Source organism: Enterococcus sp. AZ050 (genome assembly GCF_051715085.1).
Taxonomy (GTDB): Bacteria; Bacillota; Bacilli; order Lactobacillales; family Enterococcaceae; genus Enterococcus; species Enterococcus faecalis.
On sequence record NZ_JBIOTC010000001.1, the window covers coordinates 2,600,123 to 2,624,627 of the forward strand.

Consider the following 24,505-nt stretch of genomic DNA (forward strand, 5'->3'; position numbering starts at 1 on the left):
AGTCAGCGGAGCTTCCCTTGCTTTTTGTTATTCTTTTCTTTGTTTAGTCTTTTAAAATGCATAAAAATAAGCTATGATGAGGGCAAGAGTAAACTGAAAAGGAGAGCGGCGCCATGAGAAAGCAAGATAGACACCGTTTAATTACACGTTTATTGACTGAAAAAAATATTCAAAAGCAAGAAGATTTTGTCCACTATTTACAAGAAAAGGGCGTAGCTGTTACACAAGCAACGATTTCTCGCGACATTAAAGATATGAAACTGATTAAAGTTCCTTCTGCAGAAGGGGGTTATCGATATAGCCTTCCATTAGAAACACAAGCTAATACGAGTGCTAAACTTGCAAAGCTTTTAAAAGATGCCTTTGTAGCTGCAGAACAAATGGAAAAATATGTCGTATTACGAACCATTCCTGGCAATGCGGCGGCGTGTGGTAGTTTAATCGAAAAGAATTACCAAGAGAAACTTTTTGCCGTCATCAACGATGATGATAGTGTTCTCATGATTGCACGAACTGAGGAGGCGGCAGAAAAACTTCATAAAGAGCTGTTAAGCTATCTATAAAGAATGAGGTGAACAAGATGTTACAAGAACTTTCCGTGAAAAATTTTGCGATTATCTCTTCGTTACAATTAGAGTTTCAAATGGGTATGACCGTTTTAACGGGAGAAACGGGTGCGGGGAAATCCATCATTATTGATGCAATGGGATTACTCACAGGCGGACGTGGCTCCAGTGACTATATTCGTCAAGGAGCAAATAAATGCACCTTAGAAGGACTTTTTTCAATGCCGAAAAGTCAAGAATTAAAGCAATTATTAGAAGAATTAGGTATTGAAACAGAAGAAGATTCTTTAGTGATTCAACGAGATATTTCCGCTTCTGGTAAAAATGTTTGCCGTGTCAACGGACGGATTGTCAACATTACTAATTTAAAAAGAATTGGGGAATATTTAGTAGATATTCATGGCCAAAACGAACATCAAGAATTGATGCAAAGTGAACGCCATATTGATATGTTAGATGAATTTGGTGGGAAAAAACTTTTAGCAGTCAAAGAAAAATATACACAGGCGTATCAAGAGTATCGCGCACTCGAAGCCAAAGTCAGAAAGCGACAAAAAAATGAAAAAGAATTTGCCCAAAGAATGGACATGCTTCATTTTCAAAGTGATGAAATTGCTAGTGCCCAGTTAGTCGCTGGCGAAGAAGAACAATTGCTAGAAGAACGCAATAAACTGAACAATTTTCAAAAGATTGCTGATGCACTGACGATTAGTTATGCCGCGCTAAATGGTGAAGACGATAGTAGTTTGGATAAAATCGGAACAAGTATGAATGAACTCGCTTCGATTGAATCCCTTGATTCAGAATATAAAACATTGTCAGATACTGTTCAAAATGCTTACTACTTACTACAAGAAGCCAGTGGAGATCTTTCTAGGTTGATTGATGGCTTAGAACTAGACGAAGGCCGCTTGAATGAAGTAGAAAATCGTTTGGAATTAATCCGTCAAATGAAACGTAAATATGGCGATTCAATCGAAACGATTTTATCTTACTATGAAGAAATCACCAAAGAGTTAGCAGAGGCTGATTTTTTGGAAGGTGGTACAGATGACTTAGAAGCGTTGCTTGCAGAGAAACAACAAGCCGCTCATCAACAAGCGTTAGCTTTACGAAAAGAACGAAAGCGCCTAGCAAAAGAGCTCGAACAACAAATTTTAACCGAATTAAAAGAACTGTATTTGGAGCGAACGGAATTTGAAGTCCGCTTTACAGAACTTGAGCATTTACAAGAAAATGGCTTAGACGGAGTAGAATTTTATATTACTACTAACCCAGGGGAACCATTAAAACCGTTAGTTCGGGTGGCTTCTGGCGGAGAACTTTCGCGAGTGATGCTAGCTATGAAAACAATCTTTTCTCAAACGCAAGGGATCACTAGTATTGTTTTTGATGAAGTGGATACAGGAGTCAGTGGCCGTGTAGCACAGGCGATTGCCGATAAAATTTATCAAATTTCAGAAAATTCGCAGGTGTTGTGTATCACGCACTTGCCACAAGTGGCGGCCGTTGCCGATGAACATTATTTTATTGAAAAAGAAATTGTGGCGGGTCGGACAGAAACAAGCGTCCGAATTTTATCTGAAAAAGAGCGAGTAAACGAAATTGCGCGTATGCTCGCAGGAAGTGAAATTACGAAATTAACCATTGAACATGCACAAGAGCTGTTGGCGATGGCGAAAAAATAGCCGCTCTATTTGAGCAAGTAAAAAAACAGCCCCTTCTATCAATTGAAGGGGCTGTTTTTTTACTTTTAATGTGTGAAAAAGTTCTCCAGTTTAAAGACTAAGAATTGCTGTTAAAACAGTTGAACCTACAATTGCGATCAGCATTAGCCAAACCACGACTTTCGTGATTTTTGAAAAGCGACTTTGTTCTTTGTCGTTCATAAATGACACGTCCTTTTTAATTTCTGCTAATAGTGTACAACCTTTTCCTGAAAACAGCAACCTAAAGTTATAAGAGATTCTTTTTCTTTAAAATTCGAATACTAATTACACAGATTAAGGTAGTGATAGCAAAAATAATCCAAAAAGAATATTCATGCTCTGCAAAAGGGAGTTTCACATTCATGCCGTAAATTCCTCCAATGATGGTCGGAATGGTCAGGACAATTGTTAAGGATGTTAAAATTTTCATGACATTATTTAAGTTATTTGAAACGATTGCTGAAAAAGTATTACTAATGTTATCAACTAATTTTAGTTGTATTTTAGTCGTATTTAGTCCTTGTTCTAGTTCAATCAAAATATCCCTTAAAAATGGCAAATGTTTTTCTGGATGATTAAAAATTTCAGTGCTATATAAACGTTTTAATACTTTTAAATTATCCGTTAAAGCTGCTTCGAAATAAACTAGACTTTTTTGAATGTCCATAATCTGATACAATTGACTATTTTCTGTGGCTACTTGGAGCTCTCCTTCAAGTTTGTTGGTTTGTTGGATAAGTGCTTGTAAGTTTTTATTGAAGGAAAGGGCCATCTTCCATGAAAGGGCTAAAATTAAGGCCTTCTCAATAGAAAGATCTTGATGGGTGAACGCCTCTTTTTGGATCCCATGAACGATGTCGTTAGGCCCATTGCTAACAGTAATTAGTTTGTTATCGACGGTTGCGATTAAAGCAATCGGCACCGTTTCTACTTGCAGATAGCCACTAGGACTGATACTAGCTTTGGGATAACGAAATAAAAGTAACGTAGGCGTTTGTAATTTTTCGTGGCGGAAACCTTCCACTCGAGCATTTTCTTCATCATCTAAAACGCCGGTAAGATAATCTGTTGGTAAGTGGTATTGATTGACGAGACGCTCGATTTCTTCTTCTGTAGGAGATTCTACCGAAATCCAACTTAGGGCTTCATCGTCTGGTGAACAAGGTTCAAAATAGTCATTTTTCAATAATAAATAATTAATCAAAAGATTCACCCCGAATCAACATTTTTTGTTCTAAATCCATTATAATAGAAGTATGACACAATACGAGAAGAAAAGCTTATAAAAAACATTCAAAAATAAGTGGCCGTGATAGGTGAGGCCTCGTTTTGAAAATGGTTTGATAAGTAATCCGTTTTTTATATGAAAAAGCAAGCAAAAAGGGCTTTTAGCACATATATTTAAACGAAATGAAACATCTGTGTAACGTTGATGAAGTATAGTTATAGCAGGTGGAATGAAAGGATTTGTTGAGAGAATGGTGTCGTTTTCGGCAATAATGTTATTTTGGTATATTTTTCCGGTAATTGTGCTCTTTGCGTGCAATTTTCTCGTGTCCACTTTTTCCCTAACGGAACGTTGGAAAATAAAAGCACCGGATTTGGCCATTCCGTTTTTATTCATAGGGATCCATGAGTTATCCAAAGATAGTTATGATGAATCGATTATGCCGTATTTTGTGATTTCTATTTTGTTATTAGGAGTCGCTGTTGCCCTGTTTCAAGCTTATTATTATGGAGAGATTTTATATAGACGATATTTCAAGATGTTTTGGCGGTTGACGTTTTTACTAACGTTTGTGTTGTATGTGTTGCTTATCTTGCTAAATATCAGTCATTATCTACTGTAATAAAGCGTGGAGACAATAGGGGAAATACGCTGTGGGAAAATGTCCCCCACAACTCCCCACTCCGTGGGGTTTTTTTGTTATTTTGGGGGTTATTTGATAAAAAACATAGTAAAAACCTTGTTATAATAACATTTTTTGTTGGGTGATGCTTGTTACATAAAACCCTGTAAATATTACAGAAATTTTAAATAACAGTTAAAAAATAGAAGTTTTTAGATTTATAGTGGTAGAAAGTGGTGGGATGTGGTAGACTTGTTCTATCAAGTGGAAAAGCGGGTGTATTGGCTATGCTTATGGGTGAATACCAACATAATATCGATGCCAAAGGCCGCCTAATCGTTCCATCAAAGTTTCGTGAGGAACTTGGTGAAAAATTTGTGGTAACGAGAGGGATGGATGGCTGTTTATTTGGTTATCCTTTAAATGAATGGTCACAACTTGAAGCAAAACTTCAAGAAATGCCCTTAGCTAAGAAAGATGCACGTACCTTCGTACGATTCTTTTATTCCGCTGCAACAGAATGTGAGATTGATAAGCAAGGTCGTATCAATATTCCGGCGAATTTACGAACACATGCCAGTTTAGAAAAAGGCTGTGTTGTTATCGGCGTCTCTAACCGAATTGAAATTTGGAGTGACGAACGTTGGCATGCATTCTCTGATGAAGCCGAAGAAAACTTTGATGAATTAGCAGAAACAATGATTGATTTTGGATTTTAGGAATGAGGCAAATGATGACTGGAGAATTTCGCCATTACACCGTTCTTTTAAAAGAAACAGTGGATGGATTACAAGTGAAGCCGGATGGCGTATACGTAGATTGCACACTCGGTGGTGCCGGACATAGTGAATACTTACTGACACAATTGAATGAGCACGGTCATTTATATGCCTTTGATCAAGACCAAAAAGCGTTGGCACATGCTAAGACTCGTTTGCAGAAATATGTAGACAAAGGTCAAGTGACCTTCATCAAATCAAATTTTAGAAATATTAAAGAAGAATTGGCAGAACACGGGGTGTTCCATGTTGATGGGATTCTATACGATCTAGGTGTTTCTTCACCACAATTAGATGAAGCGGAACGTGGTTTTAGCTATCATCAAGACGCGCCCTTAGATATGCGCATGGATCAAGACGCACCCTTGACGGCTCGCGAAGTGGTGAATACGTATAGCTATAGTGAGTTAGTAAAAATTTTCTTTCGTTATGGGGAAGAGAAATTTTCGAAACAGATTGCTCGAGAAATTGAACGTGTTCGCGAAAAGCAACCAATTGAAACAACAGGTGAACTCGTTGAGATTATTAAGACGGCGATTCCAGCTCCAGCAAGACGCAAAGGTGGACATCCTGCAAAACGAATTTTCCAGGCAATTCGCATTGCCGTTAATGATGAATTAGGGGCAGTTGAAGAGTCGCTAGAACAAGCAATTGATTTGCTAGCGAAAAATGGCAGAATCAGTGTGATTACGTTCCATTCGTTAGAAGATCGTATTGTTAAAACAATGTTTAAAGAATACAGTACGGTACAAGATTTGCCACCAGGCATTCCAGTGGTACCAGAAGAATTTCAACCAGAATTAAAAGTAATTACCAGAAAACCAATTTTACCAAGTGACAGTGAGTTATCTGAGAATAATCGTTCACGAAGTGCGAAGTTACGCATTGCCGAAAAAATAAAATCTAGATAGAGAGAGGGGTAGACACATGGCTGAATTGAAGAAAGTAAATGATTTCCATTATGAAGCACCAGAAATGGATCAGCCAACTGTGGCAACAGAGCAAGACAGAAAAATGCAAGAGGAAACACTACCTGTCCCCACTCTATTACCCAAAAAGAAACTAAAAAATGTCTCTTTACTAGAAAAATTAATCGGTGTTGTATTAGTTTGTGCAACGATTGGTATTGCAATTGCGACAATTCAAGTAAGAACGACAATTGTCCAAACCATGAACGATATTACAGAAACACAAGCAGTCATTAAAGAAAAGGAAGATAACGCTTTGAAATTGGAACAAGAAAAAAGCGAACTTTCTAAATCAGATAGAATCAAAGATGTCGCTAAAAAACAAGGACTAGAAAATAACGGCGACAATGTTAGGACTGTTAAATAATGAGTAAAAGACATAAATTTAAACAATTCATGAAAAAGAAAAACTTAAATCCGATGAACAATCGTAAAAAAGTAGGCATCATTTTATTCGCTACGAGTATTGGATTGTTCTTTTTATTTGCCTTTAGAACGACATACATTGTGGCAACAGGCAAAGTAGCCGGTGTCTCACTAAAGGAAAAAACAGCTTCTTTATATGAAGGAAGCCAAGTGGTAAAAGCTAAGCGAGGATCAATTTTAGATCGATATGGTAATCCAATCGCAGAAGATGCTACTTCCTATTCGTTATATGTCGTATTATCAAAAAAATATACGGGACAAAATAATGAAAAGCTATATGCGGAGAAAAAAGACTTCGATGATATTGCTGAAATTTTAGCGAAATATACCAAACTAGACAAAAAAACAGCATTGAAATACTTGAATAATGGGATCCATGAAGATGGGTCAACACAATATCAAGTGGAATTTGGTACGGGTGGTCAAAACATCACCTTGGAAACACGCCAAAAAATTGAAGCAGATTTGAAAAAGAAAAAAATCTCAGGTGTTTATTTCAATGAACATCCAGCCAGATTATATCCCAATGGGCAGTTTGCTTCTCACTTTATTGGCTATACAAAAGCAGCCAATCCAGATGATGATAAAGAAGGCTTAGTAGGTGCGATGGGACTAGAACAGACCTATAATGATATTTTAAGCGGAACCGATGGCCGTGTGTATTTTGAAAAAGATATTTACGGTAATGCCTTACCAGGAACTGTGGCGGAAGAGAAAAAAGCAGTGGATGGTCAAGATATTTACACAACGCTGGATAGTCGCTTGCAAAATACCTTAGAAGATTTAATGACGCAAGTTAATGAAAAATATGAACCAGTTTCTATGACTGCCATGTTAATGGAAGCAAAAACAGGCGAAATTGTTGCCATGTCTCAACGGCCAACATTTAATCCTGAAACGAAACAAGGGTTAGACGATAATGGTACGTGGCAGAACCTATTAGTTGAAAGTCCTTATGAACCAGGCTCAACAATCAAATTATTTACAACAGCTGCTTCTATGGAACAAGGACAGTTTAATCCTAATGAATTATTCAATCGTGTTGGTGGAATTCAAGTTGGGGATGTAACTGTGAATGACCATGACTACACTCGGTTGAACGGGAAAGAATATTTGAATTATCGTCAAGCCATTTCTTGGTCTAGTAATATTGGTATGGTAAAACTAGAACAAAAAATGGGTGATGAAAAATGGATGGAATATTTGAAAAAATTTGGTTTTGGTACGAGCACGCATTCAGGTTTAAGTGGTGAATCTGCTGGTAAATTGCCAGGAACAAACTTTGTAGATAGAGCAATGTCGGCATTTGGTCAAGCAATTACAGTTACTAATTTCCAAATGATGAAAGGTTTCTCAGCTATTGCAAATGACGGTTCAATGTTGCAACCTCATTACATCAGCAAAATTGTTGACAAAAATACAGGAAAAGAAACGATTACGGAACCACAAATCGTAGGAACCCCAATCAAAGCGCAAACAGCTCAACAGATTCGTACGTACATGATTGATACTGTTGAAGACCCGACTTACGGGATTGCGTATGATATTTATAAAGTACCAGGCTATCATGTTGCTGCCAAAACAGGAACTGCCCAGATTTCAGATGGTAAAGGGTACGTTGATGGAGCAAGTCAAGTCTTGTCTTCTGTAGTGGAAATGGTCCCAGCGGATAATCCTGAATATGTTTTGTATATTACACTTAGACAAGCAAAATCAGGTTCGCCTTCAGAAGCAATGGCGGCAATTGCAAACCCATTAATGAAATTAGCGTTAGACATTAAAGAGACAGATCCGGAAACAACGAAAGTAGCTTCTGATAAAGTCACAGTTGCTGATTATAAAAACATGACACCAGCGGAAGCGTTGGCCAATGCCAAAGTGAACGGGGTGGATCCTGTGATTATCGGCGATGGTGAAAAAATCAAGAAACAATCAACGCCGTCTGGTCAAACATTAATGCCTAATCAGAAATTGATTTTGATCACAAATGGAACGAACTATATGCCTGATTTAACCGGCTGGTCGAAGAGCGATGTTACCAAGTTTGGCGATCTATTAGGTTTGACTGTCGAGTTTAAAGGTGAAGGCTATGTGACGAAACAAAGTATCGCTGCTGAAACTGAAATTACGGAGAAAAAATTAACCGTGACTTTAGAAGGCACAGAATAATAACGTAGAATAATTAGGAGAGATAACATGGAGTGGACACAGATTTTTATTCCCATAGTGGTGAGTTTTGCCATTACAGTGAGCGTAATGCCACTATTCATTGGCTATTTTCAAATGAAAAAACAAGGGCAGGTTACTCGTGAAGATGGCCCAACTTGGCATAGCGTGAAAACAGGTACCCCTACAATGGGTGGAGTCGTTTTCCTTGTAGCCAGCTTGATTACTTCGCTAGCAATGGGGTTATTTTTCCACCAATTTACGCCGTCTCTACTAATTATTCTATTTATTTTAGTGTTATACGGTTTGCTAGGTTATTTGGATGATTTCATTAAAGTCTTTAAAAAACGGAACATGGGCTTGAATTCTCGTCAAAAATTAATTGGTCAAATTTTTGGTGGGTTGGTTTTCTACTTTGTTTATCGAAGTGAAGGCTTTTCAGACACCTTAGATTTGTTTGGAGTAGCAGAAGTTCCGTTAGGTATTTTTTATGGCGTGTTTATTATTTTTTGGTTAGTCGGTTTTTCTAATGCCGTGAATTTGACAGATGGGATTGATGGCTTAGTTGCTGGTTTAGGAACAATTTCATTTGGTACTTATGCAATTATTGCCTGGAAACAACAACAATTTGATGTTGTGATTATCTGCCTAAGTGTGATTGGTGGGCTGATTGGCTTTTTCCCTTATAATAGAAAACCAGCAAAAATCTTCATGGGTGATGTTGGTTCATTAGCATTAGGTGGATTGTTAGCAGCAATTTCAATTATTTTGCATCAAGAATGGACGCTACTTTTAATTGGACTTGTCTACGTTTGTGAAACAGCAAGTGTTATTTTACAAGTTGCTTCATTTAAATTATTTGGTCGACGGATTTTTAAAATGTCACCAATTCATCACCATTTTGAAATGTGTGGTTGGTCTGAATGGAAAATTGATTTTGTCTTTTGGTCTGTCGGTTTAATCTGTTCAGGAATCACATTATGGATTCTTTTCTAATCTATCAAAGGGGAAATTGACAATGAAAAAAATAACAACCTATCAAAACAAAAAAGTGTTGGTTTTAGGACTAGCTAAAAGTGGTGTCAGCGCAGCGAAACTCTTACATGAGTTAGGTGCGCTCGTTACCGTTAATGACGCAAAACAATTTGATCAAAACCCTGACGCCCAAGATTTATTAACCTTGGGTATTCGTGTTGTTACAGGGGGGCATCCAATTGAATTGTTGGATGAAGAATTTGAACTAATCGTTAAAAATCCTGGTATTCCTTATACAAATCCACTTGTGGCAGAAGCACTAACTCGGAAAATTCCTATCATAACTGAGGTGGAATTAGCAGGTCAAATTGCCGAATGTCCAATTGTCGGCATTACGGGCACCAATGGTAAAACAACCACGACCACGATGATTGGTTTACTGCTAAACGCTGACAGAACGGCTGGTGAGGCGCGTTTGGCGGGAAATATTGGTTTTCCAGCGAGTACGGTGGCTCAAGAAGCAACAGCCAAGGATGATCTTGTGATGGAACTTTCTAGTTTTCAGTTAATGGGAATTGAGACGTTTCACCCACAAATTGCAGTAATTACAAATATTTTTGAAGCACACTTGGATTATCATGGTTCGCGGAAAGAATATGTTGCTGCAAAATGGGCCATTCAAAAAAACATGACCGCAGAGGATACCTTGATTTTAAATTGGAATCAAGTAGAGCTTCAAACGTTAGCCAAAACCACAGCTGCCAACGTATTGCCTTTTTCAACGAAAGAAGCAGTAGAAGGGGCTTATCTTTTAGATGGGAAATTATATTTTAATGAAGAATATATTATGCCCGCCGATGAGTTAGGTATTCCTGGCAGTCACAATATTGAAAATGCACTCGCAGCGATTTGTGTAGCTAAATTAAAAAATGTATCGAATGTTCAGATTAGACAAACTTTGAAAAACTTTTCGGGCGTTCCCCATCGAACGCAATTTGTTGGCGAAGTTCAGCAAAGACGTTTTTATAACGATTCAAAAGCAACCAATATTTTAGCTACAGAGATGGCGTTAAGTGGGTTTGACAACCAAAAGCTACTTTTACTTGCGGGTGGCTTGGATCGCGGTAACTCATTTGATGAATTGGTTCCTGCTCTGCTGGGACTCAAAGCAATTGTTTTATTTGGAGAAACCAAAGAAAAATTGGCGGAAGCTGCTAAAAAAGCGAACATTGAAACAATTTTATTTGCTGAAAATGTTCAAACGGCGGTTACCATTGCCTTTGATTATTCGGAAAAAGATGATACTATTTTACTATCACCTGCTTGCGCAAGTTGGGACCAATACCCGAATTTTGAAGTACGCGGGGAAGCCTTTATGCAAGCTGTTCAACAATTAAAAGAAAGTGAAATGTGAGAAAATGAAGATACTAGTAACTGGTGGTGGCACAGGTGGGCATATCTATCCTGCGTTATCCTTCGTCGAACACGTCAAAAAAGAAGCACCTGCAACAGAATTCTTGTATGTGGGAACAGAAAATGGTCTAGAAAGTCAAATTGTGCCAAAGGCGAAAATTCCATTTAAAACGATTAAAATTCAAGGATTTAAGCGTTCGCTGAGTCCTCAAAATTTTAAAACAATTTATTTATTTTTAACAAGCATTAATAAAGCAAAAAAAATTATTCGTGAATTTCAACCAGATGTGGTCATTGGTACAGGCGGTTATGTTTCTGGTGCAGTAGTTTATGCGGCCCACCAATTAAAAATACCGACAATTATTCATGAACAAAATAGTATCCCTGGAATGACAAATAAATTTTTAAGTCGTTATGTGGATAAAATTGCGATTTGTTTTCCAGATGTCGCTAGTTTTTTCCCGAAAGAAAAAACAATTTTAACAGGGAACCCGCGGGGACAAGAAGTCGTAACGGTGGAAAAGTCAGCTATTTTATCAGAGTTTGGCTTGGATCCAGCAAAGAAAACGGTGGTTTTATTTGGCGGAAGTCGTGGCGCCTTGAAAATCAATCAAGCGTTTGAACAGGCCTTTCCTTTGTTTGAAGAGAGAGAGTATCAAGTTTTATACGCTTCAGGAGAAAGATATTATCAGGAACTTCAAGAAAGTCTAAAGCTTTCTGAAAAGAAATTGACAAACATAAGTGTGCAACCGTATATTGATAAAATGGTTGAAGTGATGGCTAATACCGATTTAATGGTGGGACGTGCAGGAGCAACCTCAATTGCGGAGTTCACCGCATTAGGATTACCAGCAATTTTAATTCCGAGTCCTTACGTCACGAATGATCATCAAACGAAAAACGCGCAAAGCTTAGTAAAAGTTGGTGCTGTTGAAATGATTCCAGATGCAGAATTGACCGGCGCTCGTTTAGTTGCGGCAATTGATGATATTTTATTAAACAATGAAAAAAGACAACAGATGGCAACGGCGTCCAAAGGGGAAGGCATCCCAGATGCAAGTGATCGTTTGTATCAAGTTGTGAAAACGTTAGTCTGAGATAGGAGGTGTGGAAGATTAGTAACGAGAACGATATATTCAAAAAAAGAAAACCATTACCTCCAAAAAAATCGGAAGAGTCTCAACCTGAACTGACACCTTGGCAAAAACAAAACCAAGAATATTTGAAGAAGCAAGCGGAAGAAGCTGCTTCAAAAGGTGAAAACGAACAAGCAGAAGTCACCATCACTTTACAAGAACAAAGTCAAGAAGAGCCTCAACAACATCTTCCACAAGAAACAGTGGAAGAAGAGGAGCATTTTGCAGATCGTTTACCGAACGTTAAGAAAACACGGAACAAGCGCTTATATAGGCGTTTAGCCTTTATTTTAACTTGTTTAGGGACAGCCATTTTAGTGGCATTGTATTTTGTTTCGCCTCTTAGTCGATTGAGTGAAGTAACAGTTTCAGGCAACAAAAGTGTGGAGAGTCAAGCGATTATTCAGCAGTCAAAACTTGAAACGGGCAGTGGCTTATGGGAGCAGTATTCAAATAGAAATTATTTTTCTGCAAATATTCAGAAAAAGTTTCCAATTATAAAAAAGGCGAACATTAAGTTAAATGGTATTAATTCATTTAAAATTGATATTCAAGAGTATCAAATTGTCGCTCTTGCTGCGACTAAAGGCGGCTATCATCCGATTTTAGAGAATGGTAAAACTTTGGCGGAAACCACCAAAGCTGCTGAAAGTGGCAAACCAATTTTTGAGAATTTCAAAGAGGATAAATTAATCCCTGAATTAATGGCCTCTTACAACAAATTACCTCAAGAAATTAAACAAGGAATTTCAGAAATTAAATATGCACCATCCAAAACCAATAAAGACTTGATTAATGTCTATATGAATGATGGAAACCGAGTGATTGTTAATATTTCTGATTTAAGTGAAAAAATGGCTTATTATTCACAAGTAGCCGAGCAAATGGACAAACCTGGAATCGTTGATATGGAAGTCGGCATTTTTTCTTATCCGTATGAAAAAGAAAGTGAAGAAACGGGCAGTGAAGTTTCCGAAGATTCAGCGGTTGAAAATCAAGAAGTTGCGGACCCAAATGCAGGCGTAGCAACGGATGAAGCGAATAACGGTACGCCGACAAATGGAGAAAATCAAGAAGTGCAACAAGCAGAATAAGTTTTTTACAAAAATGTTTCAAAAATTAACGAACAAATTCGTATAATCTGCTTTCTAAAACCCCCATTTTTATGGTAAAATTGGAAGAAGTGAATAATACTAAAAAAGAGATAGTTAAACGGACGCCTTTGTCCGCTTAGATATTGGAATTAATAGGAGGAGGAATTCCGTTCATGGCAAAAACAGGAATGTATGTAGGCCTCGATATTGGTACAACTTCTGTCAAAGTAGTTGTCGCTGAATATATTGAAGGTCAAATGAACATCATCGGCGTTGGAAATGCAAAATCAGACGGTTTGAATCGAGGGATTGTCGTCGATATTGATCAAACAGTTCAAGCAATCCAACGGGCCGTTCGACAAGCCGAAGAAAAAGCCGGCATTCAAATTAAAAGCGTAAATGTTGGATTACCAGCGAATTTATTAGAAGTAGAAAGCTGTCAAGGAATGATAGCTGTTAGCAGTGAATCAAAAGAAATTACAGATGAGGATGTGCGCAACGTCGCATCTGCAGCTTTGGTTCGTTCAACTCCTCCTGAACGTCAAATTGTTGCAATCTTACCGCAAGACTTTACCGTCGACGGCTTTGAAGGCATCAAAGACCCACGTGGAATGCTTGGCGTTCGCATGGAGATGTTTGGCGTTGTCTATACTGGACCAAAAACAATCATCCATAACATCCGTAAATGTGTTGAAAAAGCTGGCTTAGGAATTAACGAATTAGTGATTACACCGCTTGCTTTAACGGAAACAATTTTAACAGATGGCGAAAAAGACTTTGGAACAATTGTCATTGATATGGGTGGCGGTCAAACAACGACATCTGTTATCCACGACAAACAATTGAAATTTACTCATGTTAACCAAGAAGGCGGCGAGTTCATCACGAAAGATATCTCAATCGTATTGAATACTTCTTTTAACAACGCCGAAGCCTTAAAAATTAATTATGGGGATGCTTATCCAGAAAGAACTTCAGCAAACGAAGAGTTTCCTGTTGATGTTATCGGTAAGTCAGAGCCTGTAAGAGTGGACGAACGTTACCTTTCAGAAATTATTGAAGCGCGTGTGGAACAAATTTTGAGAAAATCAAAAGAAGTTCTGGATGAAATTGATGCGTTTGAATTACCTGGAGGCGTTGTATTAACTGGTGGCGCCGCTAGTATGCCAGGTATTGTCGATTTGGCGCAAGAGATTTTTGAAGCCAACGTAAAACTATACGTACCAAATCACATGGGCTTACGTAACCCAGTCTTTGCTAATGTCATTAGCATTGTGGAATATTCAGCGCAACTAAACGATATTTATCACATTGCCAAATATGCAATCCCTGGTGAAAAATCGAAACCAGCACAATCAGTCGCTGTCCAACAAGAAGTTCGCTATGACACATATGCTGAACAGCCTCAAGAAGAATACGAAGAATTCAACGAACGTGAGTCTGGTGAAAAAGTGACAGGCAAAATCAAAGACTTCTTCTCGAACATTTTCGACTAATCACACAAACAGGAGGATACGATATCATGGAATTTTCATTAGACAATAACATTAACAACGGTGCAGTCATTAAAGTTATCGGTGTAGGTGGCGGCGGCGGAAACGCTGTAAACCGTATGATCGAAGAAAACGTTAAAGGCGTGGAATTTATCACAGCCAATACAGACGTTCAAGCATTAAAACATTCAAAAGCAGAAACAGTGATTCAATTAGGCCCTAAATACACTCGTGGTTTAGGTGCCGGTTCACAACCTGAAGTTGGCCAAAAAGCTGCAGAAGAAAGTGAACAAGTGATTTCAGAATCATTACAAGGCGCGGATATGATTTTCATTACTGCTGGTATGGGTGGCGGAACTGGTACAGGTGCTGCCCCAGTAGTTGCAAAAATCGCTAAAGAATTAGGCGCTTTAACAGTTGGTGTAGTAACTCGTCCATTTAGTTTTGAAGGTCCAAAGCGTGGTCGTTTTGCCGCTGAAGGAATTGCCTTATTAAAAGAAAACGTTGATACACTATTAATTATCTCAAACAACCGCTTATTAGAAGTCGTTGACAAGAAAACGCCAATGCTTGAAGCATTTAGAGAAGCTGATAATGTATTACGTCAAGGTGTTCAAGGGATTTCAGATTTAATCACTGCACCAGGTTACGTAAACTTGGACTTTGCTGACGTGAAAACAGTGATGGAAAACCAAGGAACAGCTTTAATGGGAATTGGTGTAGCGAGCGGCGAAGAACGCGTAATTGAAGCAACGAAAAAAGCTATTTCTTCACCATTGTTAGAAACATCAATCGATGGTGCGGAACAAGTCTTATTAAACATTACTGGTGGCTTAGATATGACCTTGTTTGAAGCGCAAGATGCTTCAGATATCGTTACAAATGCTGCTTCAGGTGATGTGAACATCATCCTAGGTACATCAATCAACGAAGATTTAGGCGACGAAATTCGTGTAACAGTAATCGCTACAGGTATTGATGAATCAAAAAAGGATAGAAAACCGCACCGTCAAACAAGACAAGCGGTTCAACCAATGCAACAAACAACTCAATCTGTGGAAATGGATCAACCAAAATCACAAGAAGAAGCAAGTGCTTTTGGCGATTGGGATATTCGCAGAGAACAAAATACACGTCCAAAAGTTGATGAATCTTCATTAGAACAAGTAGACAAAAAAGAATTTGACACATTCCACCGTGAAGAACCAAATCACAATGATGACGAATTAAGTACGCCACCATTTTTCCGCAGAAAACGATAAGGAGCATCGATTAGAAATGATAGCTGAAAACTTAACAAATATTAATAATCAACTTCAGCTAGCATGCAAAAGCTCACAGCGCTCTGTTGCTGATGTGACAATGATTGGCGTCACTAAATCAGTAGGAATTGAGGAAGCAGCAGAGCTTGTTCAGCTTGGTGTCCAGAATTTAGCTGAAAACCGAGTAGATAAGTTACTAGAAAAGAAAGCTGGATTGGAAAAATTTAATGATATTCAGTGGCATTTAATTGGTAATTTACAACGTAGGAAGGTAAAATTAATTATTAATGAGATAGATTATTTTCATGCATTAGATAGTCTGAGTCTAGCCAAAGAAATTCAAAAAAGAGCAACGAAAGTTATTCGTTGTTTTGTTGAAGTGAATATAACTGGGGAAGAAAGCAAGCACGGCTTTCGTAAAGAAGACGTCTTACCTTTCATTCAAGAACTTGCTGATTTGGACAAAATTCAAATCGTCGGTCTAATGACTATGGCACCTTTTGGGGCAAGTGAAGAAGTATTACATGCAACATTTAGAGAATTAAAAGAGCTGCAAATGACCGTAAATGAGAAACATTTATCTTTTGCTCCTTGTACAGAACTTAGCATGGGAATGAGTAACGATTTCCCAATCGCAGTTGAAGAAGGTGCAACTTTTATACGAATCGGAACAGCGTTATTCAGAGATGCGTAAAGGAGAGGAATTTATGTCAATTTTTAACAAGGATGCGTTATCGAGCTTTTTTGGCTTATCTGGCGAAGAAGATGATTATTATGATAACTACGAAGAATATGAAGAGCGCAAAGCAGTTAATGAACCACCGCGTCGTGCAGCTCGGCCTAAACCACAACGCCCTGTTCAACAACAGGAAAGTTACAGTCAGCCAGCTTATACACAACAAAGTGAGCCTGTAGTTGAAAAACCTTCTGCACGCTATCGTTCTGCTGAAGCGCATCAAGAAAGAGACACACAACAAGCTGCTTACACAGAGAAAAAAGTGGTTTCTATGCGTAGTTCTAATCAATCAGCGACTACGAATACAAGACGAGCACAAGAAAGCACCGCCAATGCAAAAACACATAAAATTACTATTATTGAACCACGTGTGTATTCAGAAGCAATGAGCATTGCGAAACATTTATTTGCTGAAGAAGCTGTGCTAGTTAATTTTACATTAGTAGAAGAAGACCAAGCACGACGCATCGTTGATTTCTTAACTGGTACTGTGTATGCTTTAGACGGAGATATTCAGCGCGTTGGCAATGAAATCTTCTTATGCACACCAGCGAATATGGAAATTGATAGTGCGACAGCACAATCTTTAGCCAACAAACAATTCTTTGATTTCTAAGCCTTAGGGAGGTGTTATTATCGCAACACTGATTACTCTATTATACAAAGGCGTTCAAATCTATTCAGGATTACTAGTGATTTACGCGCTACTTTCATGGTTTCCAGGAGCATATGATTCTGCTTTCGGGCGTTTGCTCTCTAGAATTTGTGAACCATACTTAAGTTTGTTTGACCGTTTGAATTTAAGGATTGGAATGGTTGGATTTAACGTAATGGTAGGGATTATTGTCCTTAACCTAGCAGCGGGTGGCTTAGCAGTCATTTTACGAGCTATTGTTTATTAATAACTTTTAGAAAGGATGATTTATCTATGAACGCAAATGTGTATCAACATTTCCGCAAAGATGAACATCCTTTTATTGACACTGTCGGGGATTGGCTAGAGCAAGTGGAGATGCAATACGCGCCTTATTTGACAGACTTTCTTGATCCTAGACAGGCGTATATTTTGGAAACGTTGATTCGACAAAACAGTGATTTATCGTTTACTTTTTATGGTGGTTATGAGCAAGCAGAACGAAAACGCTGCTTGATTTATCCAGCGTATTACATACCAGAAGAGACAGATTTTGGTGTTGTATTATTTGAAATTATTTATCCATCTAAATTTGCGACATTATCTCATGGGAAAATTTTAGGCACCTTGATGAATGTTGGGGTTCGTAGGGAAGCCTTTGGAGATATTATTTCCGATGGTGATAAGTGGCAGGTTTTTATAGCACAAGAAGTAGCTGGCTTCGTTGTTAACCAAGTCGACAAAATTGGTAAAATTACTGTTCGCTTAGAAGAACGGGATTATACACAAATTTTGATACCGAAGGATGGTTGGCAAGAAGAGCGAACGACTATGAGCTCTTTGCGGCTGGATAGTGTGATTTCCGCCGTATTTAATATTTCAAGGCAGCGATCAAAACAATTGATCGAATCTGGTAAAGTAAAAGTCAATTGGACAGAAACGACACGACCAGATTTTGCTTTAGACTTATTAGATATTGTTTCGATACGGGGATTTGGGCGCCTTCAGATTCAAGAATTAGAAGGAAAAACAAAGAAAGAAAAATTTCGTGTCCTCTTAGGGGTATTGAGAAAATAATCTCGAACTTTTGTTTAAGAAAACCATTTTGGCTGTTCATTCAGACGAAGTTGTGTATAATAAAAAAAGTAAGATATTTGCTATTTCAGGATTAGTATGAGAATGTGTTCATAAGGGGTTTTACAAAAATAATCCAAAGAGGTGAAGGAATATGGCATTAACTCCATTAGATATTCAAAACAAAGACTTCTCAACAAAAATGAGAGGCTATAACCAAGACGATGTAGATGACTTTTTAGATCAAGTCACACGTGATTATGAAGATGCATTACAAAAAAATCGTGAACTTGAGAAATCATTAAAACACGCAGAAGAAAAATTACAATACTTCAATGAATTGAAAGATGCATTGAACCAATCAATTATTGTTGCACAAGATACCGCTGATAAAGTGAAATCAAGTGCCAATAAAGAATCAGAAATGATTATCACTTCGGCAGATAACCAAGCCAAAGAAACCTTGGTAGAAGCTGAACGTAAATCAAATGCAATGATTGCAGATGCTGAAGCGAAATCAACACAAATCTTAGCAGAAGCAATTGAACGTGCCCGTCAATTAGCTGGGGAAACAGAAGACTTGAAGAAGAAAACACGTGTCTTCCATCAACGCTTAAGCTTAATGCTTGAAACTCAATTAGAGCAAGTGAAGAGTGAAGAGTGGGAAGAGATTTTAAAGCCTTTTTCTAGTTATGTCGGAGACAAACATACAGCAGTTAAGGAAATTCTTGATGAACAAGACCTTGACAACGAAAATGAAACTGTTGTAAACTCTGAAGAGAACACAGATGCTGTAGTAGAAAAAAAGCCTGTAATTGAAGTCACTGAAGAAACAATTGAAGAAGAATCAAAATAGATAGAACAGAACGTTTAATGTTTATTCTTAGCAGCGAGTCAATGATAGTGAAAGTTTGACAGACACTGGCATTAAACAGATCCTCTATCCTAGATGCAGTTCTGAACACTTGAGTAGGAACTGCCGGATAATTACCGTTATCAATTTCAGAGAAAGTAGGGGCAACTCTACTTTGAATTTGGGTGGTAACACGAGTACTTCGTCCCTTGGGATGGAGTACTCTTTTTTTATCTACTTTTATCAGCTATCGTTCATCTTTAGTATGAACTAACACAATTAAATCGATAAAATGAAAGCGAGGCAAATGCATATGAAAATGAAAGAAACATTGCAATTAGGAAAAACAGCTTTTCCAATGCGTGGGAACTTGCCAAACCGTGAAGCAGAATGGCAAAAAGACTGGGAAGAAAAAGGCTTATATGAACAACGTCAAAAATTAAACGAAGGAAAACCAACCTTTGTTTTACATGATGGCCCTCCGTATGCAAACGGAAATATTCATTTAGGACATTCTTTGAATAAAATCAGTAAAGATATTATTATTCGTTCAAAATCAATGTCTGGTTTCCGTTCTCCTTATGTGCCTGGTTGGGATACCCATGGTTTACCAATTGAGCAAGTGTTAACCAATAAAGGGGTTAAACGTAAAGAAATGACTGTCGCTGAGTATCGCGAAAAATGTAAAGAGTATGCCTTATCACAAGTCGATAAACAACGTAACGATTTTAAACGTTTAGGTGTGTCAGGCGATTGGGAACATCCATACATTACGTTAGATCCAGAGTATGAAGCAGCAGAAATTCGTGTTTTTGGTAAGATGGCAGAAAAAGGCTATATTTATAAAGGCTTAAAACCAATTTATTGGTCTCCTTCAAGTGAATCTTCTTTAGCAGAAGCAGAAATTGAATACAAAGATGTAAAATCACCTTCTATTTACGTAGCTTTTAATGTGGCCGATGGTAAAGGTCTTTTAGATAACGAGACAGCCTTCGTCATCTGGACGACAACCCCTTGGACATTACCAGCCAACTTAGGTATTTCAGTTAATCCTGATTTTACGTATGTTGAAGTGAAGGCAGACGGTCGTAAATTTGTAATTGCTAAAGATTTATTAGCAACAGTTAAAGAAGCGGTTGGTTGGGAAGAAGTAGAAGTCTTGCGAGAATTTTCTGGTGAAAAATTAGATCGTATGACAGCTCAACATCCATTCTATGATCGAACATCACTTGTTATGCTAGGCGACCACGTGACGCTAGATGCCGGGACTGGCTTAGTTCATACCGCACCAGGACATGGGGAAGATGATTATATTGTCAGCCGTAAATATGATTTACCTGTTATTTCTCCTGTTGACAGCCGTGGGGTCTTTACAGATGAAGCACCTGGTTTTGAAGGAATTTTCTATGACAAAGCGAATCCAATGATTACTGAGTTATTAGAAGAAAAAGGCGCGTTATTAAAATTAGATTTCTTTACGCATAGTTATCCACATGATTGGCGTACCAAAAAACCAGTTATCTACCGTGCAACGCCACAATGGTTTGCTTCAATCTCTAAATTCCGTCAAGATATTTTAGATGAAGTTGAGAAAGTTGACTGGCTAATTCCTTGGGGAAAAACACGTTTATATAATATGATTCGTGACCGTGGTGATTGGGTAATCTCTCGCCAAAGAGCGTGGGGTGTACCATTACCGATCTTCTATGCTGAAAACGGGGAAGCCATCATTACGCCAGAAACAATTGAACATGTAGCGAATTTATTTGCAGAACATGGATCAAATATCTGGTTTATGCGTGAAGCAAAAGAGTTACTACCAGCAGGCTTTACACATCCAGGTTCACCAAATGGCGAGTTTACCAAAGAAACAGATATCATGGACGTTTGGTTTGACTCAGGTTCTTCACATGAAGGAGTTTTACGAGAAAGAGAAGAGTTAACTTTCCCAGCAGATATGTATTTAGAAGGTTCTGACCAATATCGTGGTTGGTTTAACTCAAGTATTACAACAAGTGTCGCTATCAATGGAGTAGCGCCTTATAAATCAATTATTTCTCAAGGGATGGTTCTCGATGGCGAAGGCCGTAAGATGAGTAAATCGTTAGGCAATACTATCTTACCTGAAAAAGTTATCAATCAAATGGGGGCAGATATCTTACGCTTGTGGGTAAGTAGTGTTGACGCGGAAGCCGATGTGCGTGTCTCAATGGATATCTTAAACCAAGTATCTGAAGTGTACCGGAAAATCCGTAATACTATGCGTTTCTTGTTAGCGAATACGAGTGATTTTAATCCAGCTGAGCATACTGTAGCTTATGCTGATTTACGTTCTGTAGATAAATACATGACGGTTCGTTTAAATCAAGTCATTCAAGAAATCCGTGAAAATGGTTATGAAAAATATAATTTCATGCATATTTATCGGACAGTTATGAACTTCTTAACTGTAGATTTATCTTCTTTCTATTTAGACTTTGCGAAAGATGTCGTTTATATTGAAGCTGAAAACGATTATCAACGTCGTTGTATGCAGACTGTTTTCTATCAAACATTGGTTTCATTAACAAAATTATTGACACCAATTATTCCACATACAGCGGAAGAAATTTGGAGTTTCTTACAAGAAGAAGAAGAGTATGTGCAATTAGCTGAATTCCCAGGTTACGAAACGTTTACTAATGAAGAAGAATTGATGGATACATGGGCAGCCTTTATGGATTTCCGTGACAATGTCTTAAAAGCGTTGGAAGAAGCTCGTCATTCTAAATTAATCGGTAAATCGTTAGAAGCTAAAGTAACTGTTTATCCAAATGAACAAATTCGTCAATTAATGACAGCTGTTGATGCAGATATTGCTCAATTACTAATTGTTTCCGACTTTGAAGTATCAAAAGAAGTAGCACCTAGTGAAGCTGTTCAATTTGAAGACATGGCTATTTTAGTTGAAAAAGCAGAAGGCGAAACGTGCGACCGTTGTCGTTCCGTTCGTCAAGATGTCGGCTCAGATGAAAAATTACCAACACTTTGTGGCCGTTGTGCACACATTGTTGAAGAAAATTATCCAGAAGCAGTTGCTGAAGGATTCGAATAAACAAGGAAAAAGATCCGCTAGTTGTTAACTAGCGGATCTTTTTTGGCTTATTTATTGATCAAGTTGACCGCGGTCACGGTACCAGTTATCTGGTTGCCATTCCCAAGTAAAGCCATCTTTTTCTAATAAGTCGAAGGCAGCTTGCGGGCCCATTGTGCCAGCGGCATAATTAGGGAAAGAAACGTCTGTTTTATCCCAAGCATGTCGAATAATGTCAACAATGCGCCAAGATTGGGCAACTTCGTCCCAATGAGAGAAGTTTGTACTATCGCCATTTAGGCAGTCTAATAGAAGTTTTTCGTATGCTTCTGGACTATTTTCAGTCATTTCAGCACTTTGACGGAAATCAAGTTTCACTGGAGTTGTATTGAACCCTTGACCGATTTCTTTTCCATTTAAGGTTAATGAAAATCCTTCAGTTGGTTGGATATAGATAGTTAAAACATTCGGTGGTAAATCGGTTTTATCGCATTCTTCACACGTATCATCTTTGAAGACATTAATAGGTACTTGTTTAAAGACGATGTTAATGCGTGTGCCTTTTTCAGTTAATCGTTTACCTGTGCGAACATAGAAAGGGACGCCAGACCAACGGAAATTATCAATTAAAAATTTACCAGCAACAAAAGTTTCAGTGGATGAAGTTTCTGCCACATTCGGTTCATCACGATAGGCTGCAAATGTTTGATCAGCTAGCTGACCTTCGCCGTATTGTCCACGCACGAAATTTTGAAGGGCTTCTTCTTCAGAATAAAGGCGGATGGCACGTAAAGCTTTTACTTTTTCAGTCCGAATTTCTTTTTCAGAAAAGGCAACAGGAGGCTCCATAGAAAGCAAAGCAACGACTTGTAAAATATGATTTTGAACCATATCTTTTAGTGCACCACTGTGGTCATAATAGCCGCCACGATCCTCGACACCTAAGCTTTCAGCGAAGGTGATTTGGACATTATCAATGTAACGATTGTTCCATTGTGATTCAAAAATATTATTGGCAAAACGAATGGCTGAAATATTTTGGATCATTTCTTTGCCTAAGTAATGGTCAATTCGGAAAATATCTTGTTCAGGAAATGCAGCACGAATTTCTTCATTTAATTCGTAGGCAGATTCATAATCAGAACCAAATGGCTTTTCGATAATTAGTCGATCAAAGCCTTCTTCCGAAATAATATGTTGTGATTTCAAGTGATTAACAATGGTTCCAAAGAATTGAGGGGCCATAGCTAGATAGTAAACGTGATTGCCTTCTAAGTGGTATTGTTCATTTAGGCGATCAGATAATTCTTTTAAGGTATTATAATGTTCCGTATCATTCACATTATGTGATTGGTAATAGAAATGACTAGAAAATTCAGTCGCCTCTTCGGCCGTGGGATTTAAGTCTTGAATGGTTTCACGAACGATTTCACGATAGTATTCGTCTGTCCATTCCCGACGTGCGGTACCAATCACCGCAAAACGCTCAGCTAATAATCCTTTTTTATATAAGCGGAACAGGGAAGGATACAATTTGCGTTTGGCAAGATCACCTGTCCCCCCGAAAATAGTAAATAATGCTACTTTTTCATTCATTAGTTTTCCTCACTTTCTCTAATCAACGGCTCAACAAAAATTGTGTTTGCTGCTTTAAAGCTGACGGATAATTCTTTGTTTTCATTATAAATGGTGATCGGTCCTTCATATGCAGCAATTTCTTTAATCGTATATTCTTCTTGAATATTTAAATCAATGGAAACTAAATAATCCAGTAATTCTTTTTCGTCTAAGACACGTGCAATCCGAACTTTTGTGCCAACAGGGTAGTCTGTTAACGTTTGGCGTTTCTCCTCATGAATGGGTTGATTATCTTCGGGAATAACACCACCGTGTGGACAAAATTCTGGATGATTTAAATAATCCGCTAAACGGTTCACAAGCGTCTGTGAAGTAACATGTTCTAAAACTTCTGCCTCTTCGTGCACATCATTCCAAGTGTAATTTAAGTGCTCTACTAAAAAGACTTCCCAGATTCGGTGTTTGCGAATTAACGTACTCGCTTTTTTTAAGCCTTTTTCAGTTAATTGTACCCCTTGATAAGGAGAATGCTCAACCAAATCTTCTTTTACTAACTTTGAAATCATCTCACTAACCGAAGCTGCCGAAACATCGAGTCCAGAAACAATTTGTTTATTATTCACTTTAACTTCGTCGCCACCTAATTCAAAAATTAATTTTAAATAGTCTTCGCGATTTGGTGTCATAGGGGCTCATCCTTTCAAAAAAACATCATCCTAA

The 24,505-nt window shown here is 38.0% G+C and carries 23 protein-coding genes; 19 read left to right on the forward strand and 4 right to left on the reverse strand.

The window, feature by feature from the left end; genetic code table 11:
• Positions 1-113 precede the first annotated feature (113 nt).
• Together IGJ04_RS12780 and recN are read left to right on the forward strand one after the other, a co-directional pair.
• Positions 114-563 (forward strand): arginine repressor, encoded by a 450-nt coding sequence (locus tag IGJ04_RS12780; protein WP_002355883.1) that lies wholly within the window; start codon positions 114-116, stop codon positions 561-563.
• A 17-nt stretch (positions 564-580) separates the two neighbouring features.
• Entirely contained in the window at positions 581-2,254 is a 1,674-nt protein-coding gene (recN, locus tag IGJ04_RS12785) for a DNA repair protein RecN (RefSeq protein ID WP_438840269.1), read from the forward strand.
• Positions 2,255-2,344: 90 nt separating this feature from the next.
• On the opposite strand, the gene IGJ04_RS12790 is transcribed toward recN, so the two are convergent.
• A complete protein-coding gene (locus IGJ04_RS12790) occupies positions 2,345-2,455 on the reverse strand; it encodes a DUF4044 domain-containing protein (RefSeq protein WP_002383399.1) in 111 nt (36 codons plus the stop codon).
• A 67-nt stretch (positions 2,456-2,522) separates the two neighbouring features.
• Positions 2,523-3,488 carry a magnesium transporter CorA family protein gene (locus tag IGJ04_RS12795; protein ID WP_438840270.1) on the reverse strand — a complete coding sequence of 322 codons (966 nt, stop codon included), beginning with the start codon at positions 3,486-3,488 and terminating at the stop codon, positions 2,523-2,525.
• A 244-nt stretch (positions 3,489-3,732) separates the two neighbouring features.
• Here IGJ04_RS12795 and IGJ04_RS12800 point away from each other — a divergent pair, with 244 nt between their 5' ends.
• From IGJ04_RS12800 to ileS, 17 genes are all read left to right on the forward strand, one after another.
• Positions 3,733-4,125 (forward strand): DUF3397 domain-containing protein, encoded by a 393-nt coding sequence (locus tag IGJ04_RS12800; protein WP_002383401.1) that lies wholly within the window; start codon positions 3,733-3,735, stop codon positions 4,123-4,125.
• 233 nt (positions 4,126-4,358) lie between these two features.
• Positions 4,359-4,844: a division/cell wall cluster transcriptional repressor MraZ gene (gene mraZ / locus IGJ04_RS12805; protein WP_002383402.1), complete on the forward strand. Its 486-nt coding sequence runs from the start codon at positions 4,359-4,361 to the stop codon at positions 4,842-4,844.
• A 14-nt stretch (positions 4,845-4,858) separates the two neighbouring features.
• A complete protein-coding gene (gene rsmH / locus IGJ04_RS12810; RefSeq protein ID WP_172616685.1) occupies positions 4,859-5,815 on the forward strand; it encodes a 16S rRNA (cytosine(1402)-N(4))-methyltransferase RsmH in 957 nt (318 codons plus the stop codon).
• A gap of 16 nt (positions 5,816-5,831) precedes the next feature.
• Positions 5,832-6,239, forward strand: a complete 408-nt coding sequence (gene ftsL, locus IGJ04_RS12815) for a cell division protein FtsL (RefSeq protein ID WP_438840271.1) — start codon at positions 5,832-5,834, stop codon at positions 6,237-6,239.
• Positions 6,239-8,467 carry a penicillin-binding protein gene (locus tag IGJ04_RS12820; RefSeq protein ID WP_002381310.1) on the forward strand — a complete coding sequence of 743 codons (2,229 nt, stop codon included), beginning with the start codon at positions 6,239-6,241 and terminating at the stop codon, positions 8,465-8,467. The genes ftsL and IGJ04_RS12820 overlap by 1 nt, the downstream gene beginning before the upstream one ends.
• 27 nt (positions 8,468-8,494) lie before the next feature.
• On the forward strand, positions 8,495-9,460 hold the full coding sequence (gene mraY / locus IGJ04_RS12825; protein ID WP_002355894.1) for a phospho-N-acetylmuramoyl-pentapeptide-transferase: 966 nt from the start codon (positions 8,495-8,497) through the stop codon (positions 9,458-9,460).
• Positions 9,461-9,482: 22 nt separating this feature from the next.
• Positions 9,483-10,853, forward strand: coding sequence for a UDP-N-acetylmuramoyl-L-alanine--D-glutamate ligase (murD, locus tag IGJ04_RS12830; protein WP_002415087.1), 1,371 nt, complete (start codon positions 9,483-9,485; stop codon positions 10,851-10,853).
• Positions 10,854-10,857: 4 nt separating this feature from the next.
• Positions 10,858-11,949 (forward strand): undecaprenyldiphospho-muramoylpentapeptide beta-N-acetylglucosaminyltransferase, encoded by a 1,092-nt coding sequence (murG, locus tag IGJ04_RS12835; RefSeq protein WP_002355896.1) that lies wholly within the window; start codon positions 10,858-10,860, stop codon positions 11,947-11,949.
• An 8-nt stretch (positions 11,950-11,957) separates the two neighbouring features.
• Positions 11,958-13,082, forward strand: a complete 1,125-nt coding sequence (locus IGJ04_RS12840; protein WP_002419338.1) for a cell division protein FtsQ/DivIB — start codon at positions 11,958-11,960, stop codon at positions 13,080-13,082.
• Positions 13,083-13,255: 173 nt separating this feature from the next.
• Positions 13,256-14,578, forward strand: a complete 1,323-nt coding sequence (gene ftsA, locus IGJ04_RS12845) for a cell division protein FtsA (RefSeq protein ID WP_002355898.1) — start codon at positions 13,256-13,258, stop codon at positions 14,576-14,578.
• Positions 14,579-14,604: 26 nt separating this feature from the next.
• Complete coding sequence (ftsZ, locus tag IGJ04_RS12850) at positions 14,605-15,837, forward strand: cell division protein FtsZ (protein WP_002355899.1); 1,233 nt, start codon at positions 14,605-14,607, stop codon at positions 15,835-15,837.
• 16 nt (positions 15,838-15,853) lie between these two features.
• Positions 15,854-16,531 carry a YggS family pyridoxal phosphate-dependent enzyme gene (locus IGJ04_RS12855; RefSeq protein WP_002358890.1) on the forward strand — a complete coding sequence of 226 codons (678 nt, stop codon included), beginning with the start codon at positions 15,854-15,856 and terminating at the stop codon, positions 16,529-16,531.
• A 13-nt stretch (positions 16,532-16,544) separates the two neighbouring features.
• Positions 16,545-17,189 carry a cell division protein SepF gene (locus IGJ04_RS12860; protein WP_002355901.1) on the forward strand — a complete coding sequence of 215 codons (645 nt, stop codon included), beginning with the start codon at positions 16,545-16,547 and terminating at the stop codon, positions 17,187-17,189.
• A 28-nt stretch (positions 17,190-17,217) separates the two neighbouring features.
• Positions 17,218-17,475, forward strand: a complete 258-nt coding sequence (locus tag IGJ04_RS12865) for a YggT family protein (protein ID WP_002355902.1) — start codon at positions 17,218-17,220, stop codon at positions 17,473-17,475.
• A gap of 26 nt (positions 17,476-17,501) precedes the next feature.
• Positions 17,502-18,284 (forward strand): RNA-binding protein, encoded by a 783-nt coding sequence (locus IGJ04_RS12870; protein ID WP_002355903.1) that lies wholly within the window; start codon positions 17,502-17,504, stop codon positions 18,282-18,284.
• A gap of 151 nt (positions 18,285-18,435) precedes the next feature.
• Positions 18,436-19,137, forward strand: a complete 702-nt coding sequence (gene divIVA, locus IGJ04_RS12875) for a cell division protein DivIVA (protein WP_002355904.1) — start codon at positions 18,436-18,438, stop codon at positions 19,135-19,137.
• 310 nt (positions 19,138-19,447) lie between these two features.
• Positions 19,448-22,228, forward strand: a complete 2,781-nt coding sequence (ileS, locus tag IGJ04_RS12880; protein ID WP_002387984.1) for an isoleucine--tRNA ligase — start codon at positions 19,448-19,450, stop codon at positions 22,226-22,228.
• Positions 22,229-22,279: 51 nt separating this feature from the next.
• Here the strand turns inward: ileS and zwf are convergent, their stop codons facing one another.
• The gene (gene zwf / locus IGJ04_RS12885) at positions 22,280-23,803 is read right to left on the reverse strand and encodes a glucose-6-phosphate dehydrogenase (protein WP_002355906.1); all 1,524 of its coding nucleotides are present in this window, start codon (positions 23,801-23,803) and stop codon (positions 22,280-22,282) included.
• Positions 23,803-24,471: a metal-dependent transcriptional regulator gene (locus tag IGJ04_RS12890; protein ID WP_002355907.1), complete on the reverse strand. Its 669-nt coding sequence runs from the start codon at positions 24,469-24,471 to the stop codon at positions 23,803-23,805. The genes zwf and IGJ04_RS12890 overlap by 1 nt, the downstream gene beginning before the upstream one ends.
• Between the last annotated feature and the right edge of the window lie 34 nt (positions 24,472-24,505).

Excerpts from the sequence above, each read along its gene's own strand:
- murD (WP_002415087.1), top strand. The coding sequence starts at position 9,483 with ATGAAAAAAATAACAACCTATCAAAACAAAAAAGTGTTGGTTTTAGGA.
- ftsL (WP_438840271.1), top strand. The coding sequence starts at position 5,832 with ATGGCTGAATTGAAGAAAGTAAATGATTTCCATTATGAAGCACCAGAA.
- mraY (WP_002355894.1), top strand. The coding sequence starts at position 8,495 with ATGGAGTGGACACAGATTTTTATTCCCATAGTGGTGAGTTTTGCCATT.
- zwf (WP_002355906.1), bottom strand. The coding sequence starts at position 23,803 with ATGAATGAAAAAGTAGCATTATTTACTATTTTCGGGGGGACAGGTGAT.
- IGJ04_RS12870 (WP_002355903.1), top strand. The coding sequence starts at position 17,502 with ATGAACGCAAATGTGTATCAACATTTCCGCAAAGATGAACATCCTTTT.
- murG (WP_002355896.1), top strand. The coding sequence starts at position 10,858 with ATGAAGATACTAGTAACTGGTGGTGGCACAGGTGGGCATATCTATCCT.
- IGJ04_RS12890 (WP_002355907.1), bottom strand. The coding sequence starts at position 24,471 with ATGACACCAAATCGCGAAGACTATTTAAAATTAATTTTTGAATTAGGT.
- ileS (WP_002387984.1), top strand. The coding sequence starts at position 19,448 with ATGAAAATGAAAGAAACATTGCAATTAGGAAAAACAGCTTTTCCAATG.
- IGJ04_RS12800 (WP_002383401.1), top strand. The coding sequence starts at position 3,733 with ATGAAAGGATTTGTTGAGAGAATGGTGTCGTTTTCGGCAATAATGTTA.
- IGJ04_RS12855 (WP_002358890.1), top strand. The coding sequence starts at position 15,854 with ATGATAGCTGAAAACTTAACAAATATTAATAATCAACTTCAGCTAGCA.
- recN (WP_438840269.1), top strand. The coding sequence starts at position 581 with ATGTTACAAGAACTTTCCGTGAAAAATTTTGCGATTATCTCTTCGTTA.
- IGJ04_RS12860 (WP_002355901.1), top strand. The coding sequence starts at position 16,545 with ATGTCAATTTTTAACAAGGATGCGTTATCGAGCTTTTTTGGCTTATCT.
- ftsZ (WP_002355899.1), top strand. The coding sequence starts at position 14,605 with ATGGAATTTTCATTAGACAATAACATTAACAACGGTGCAGTCATTAAA.
- rsmH (WP_172616685.1), top strand. The coding sequence starts at position 4,859 with ATGACTGGAGAATTTCGCCATTACACCGTTCTTTTAAAAGAAACAGTG.
- ftsA (WP_002355898.1), top strand. The coding sequence starts at position 13,256 with ATGGCAAAAACAGGAATGTATGTAGGCCTCGATATTGGTACAACTTCT.
- divIVA (WP_002355904.1), top strand. The coding sequence starts at position 18,436 with ATGGCATTAACTCCATTAGATATTCAAAACAAAGACTTCTCAACAAAA.
- IGJ04_RS12790 (WP_002383399.1), bottom strand. The coding sequence starts at position 2,455 with ATGAACGACAAAGAACAAAGTCGCTTTTCAAAAATCACGAAAGTCGTG.
- IGJ04_RS12780 (WP_002355883.1), top strand. The coding sequence starts at position 114 with ATGAGAAAGCAAGATAGACACCGTTTAATTACACGTTTATTGACTGAA.
- IGJ04_RS12820 (WP_002381310.1), top strand. The coding sequence starts at position 6,239 with ATGAGTAAAAGACATAAATTTAAACAATTCATGAAAAAGAAAAACTTA.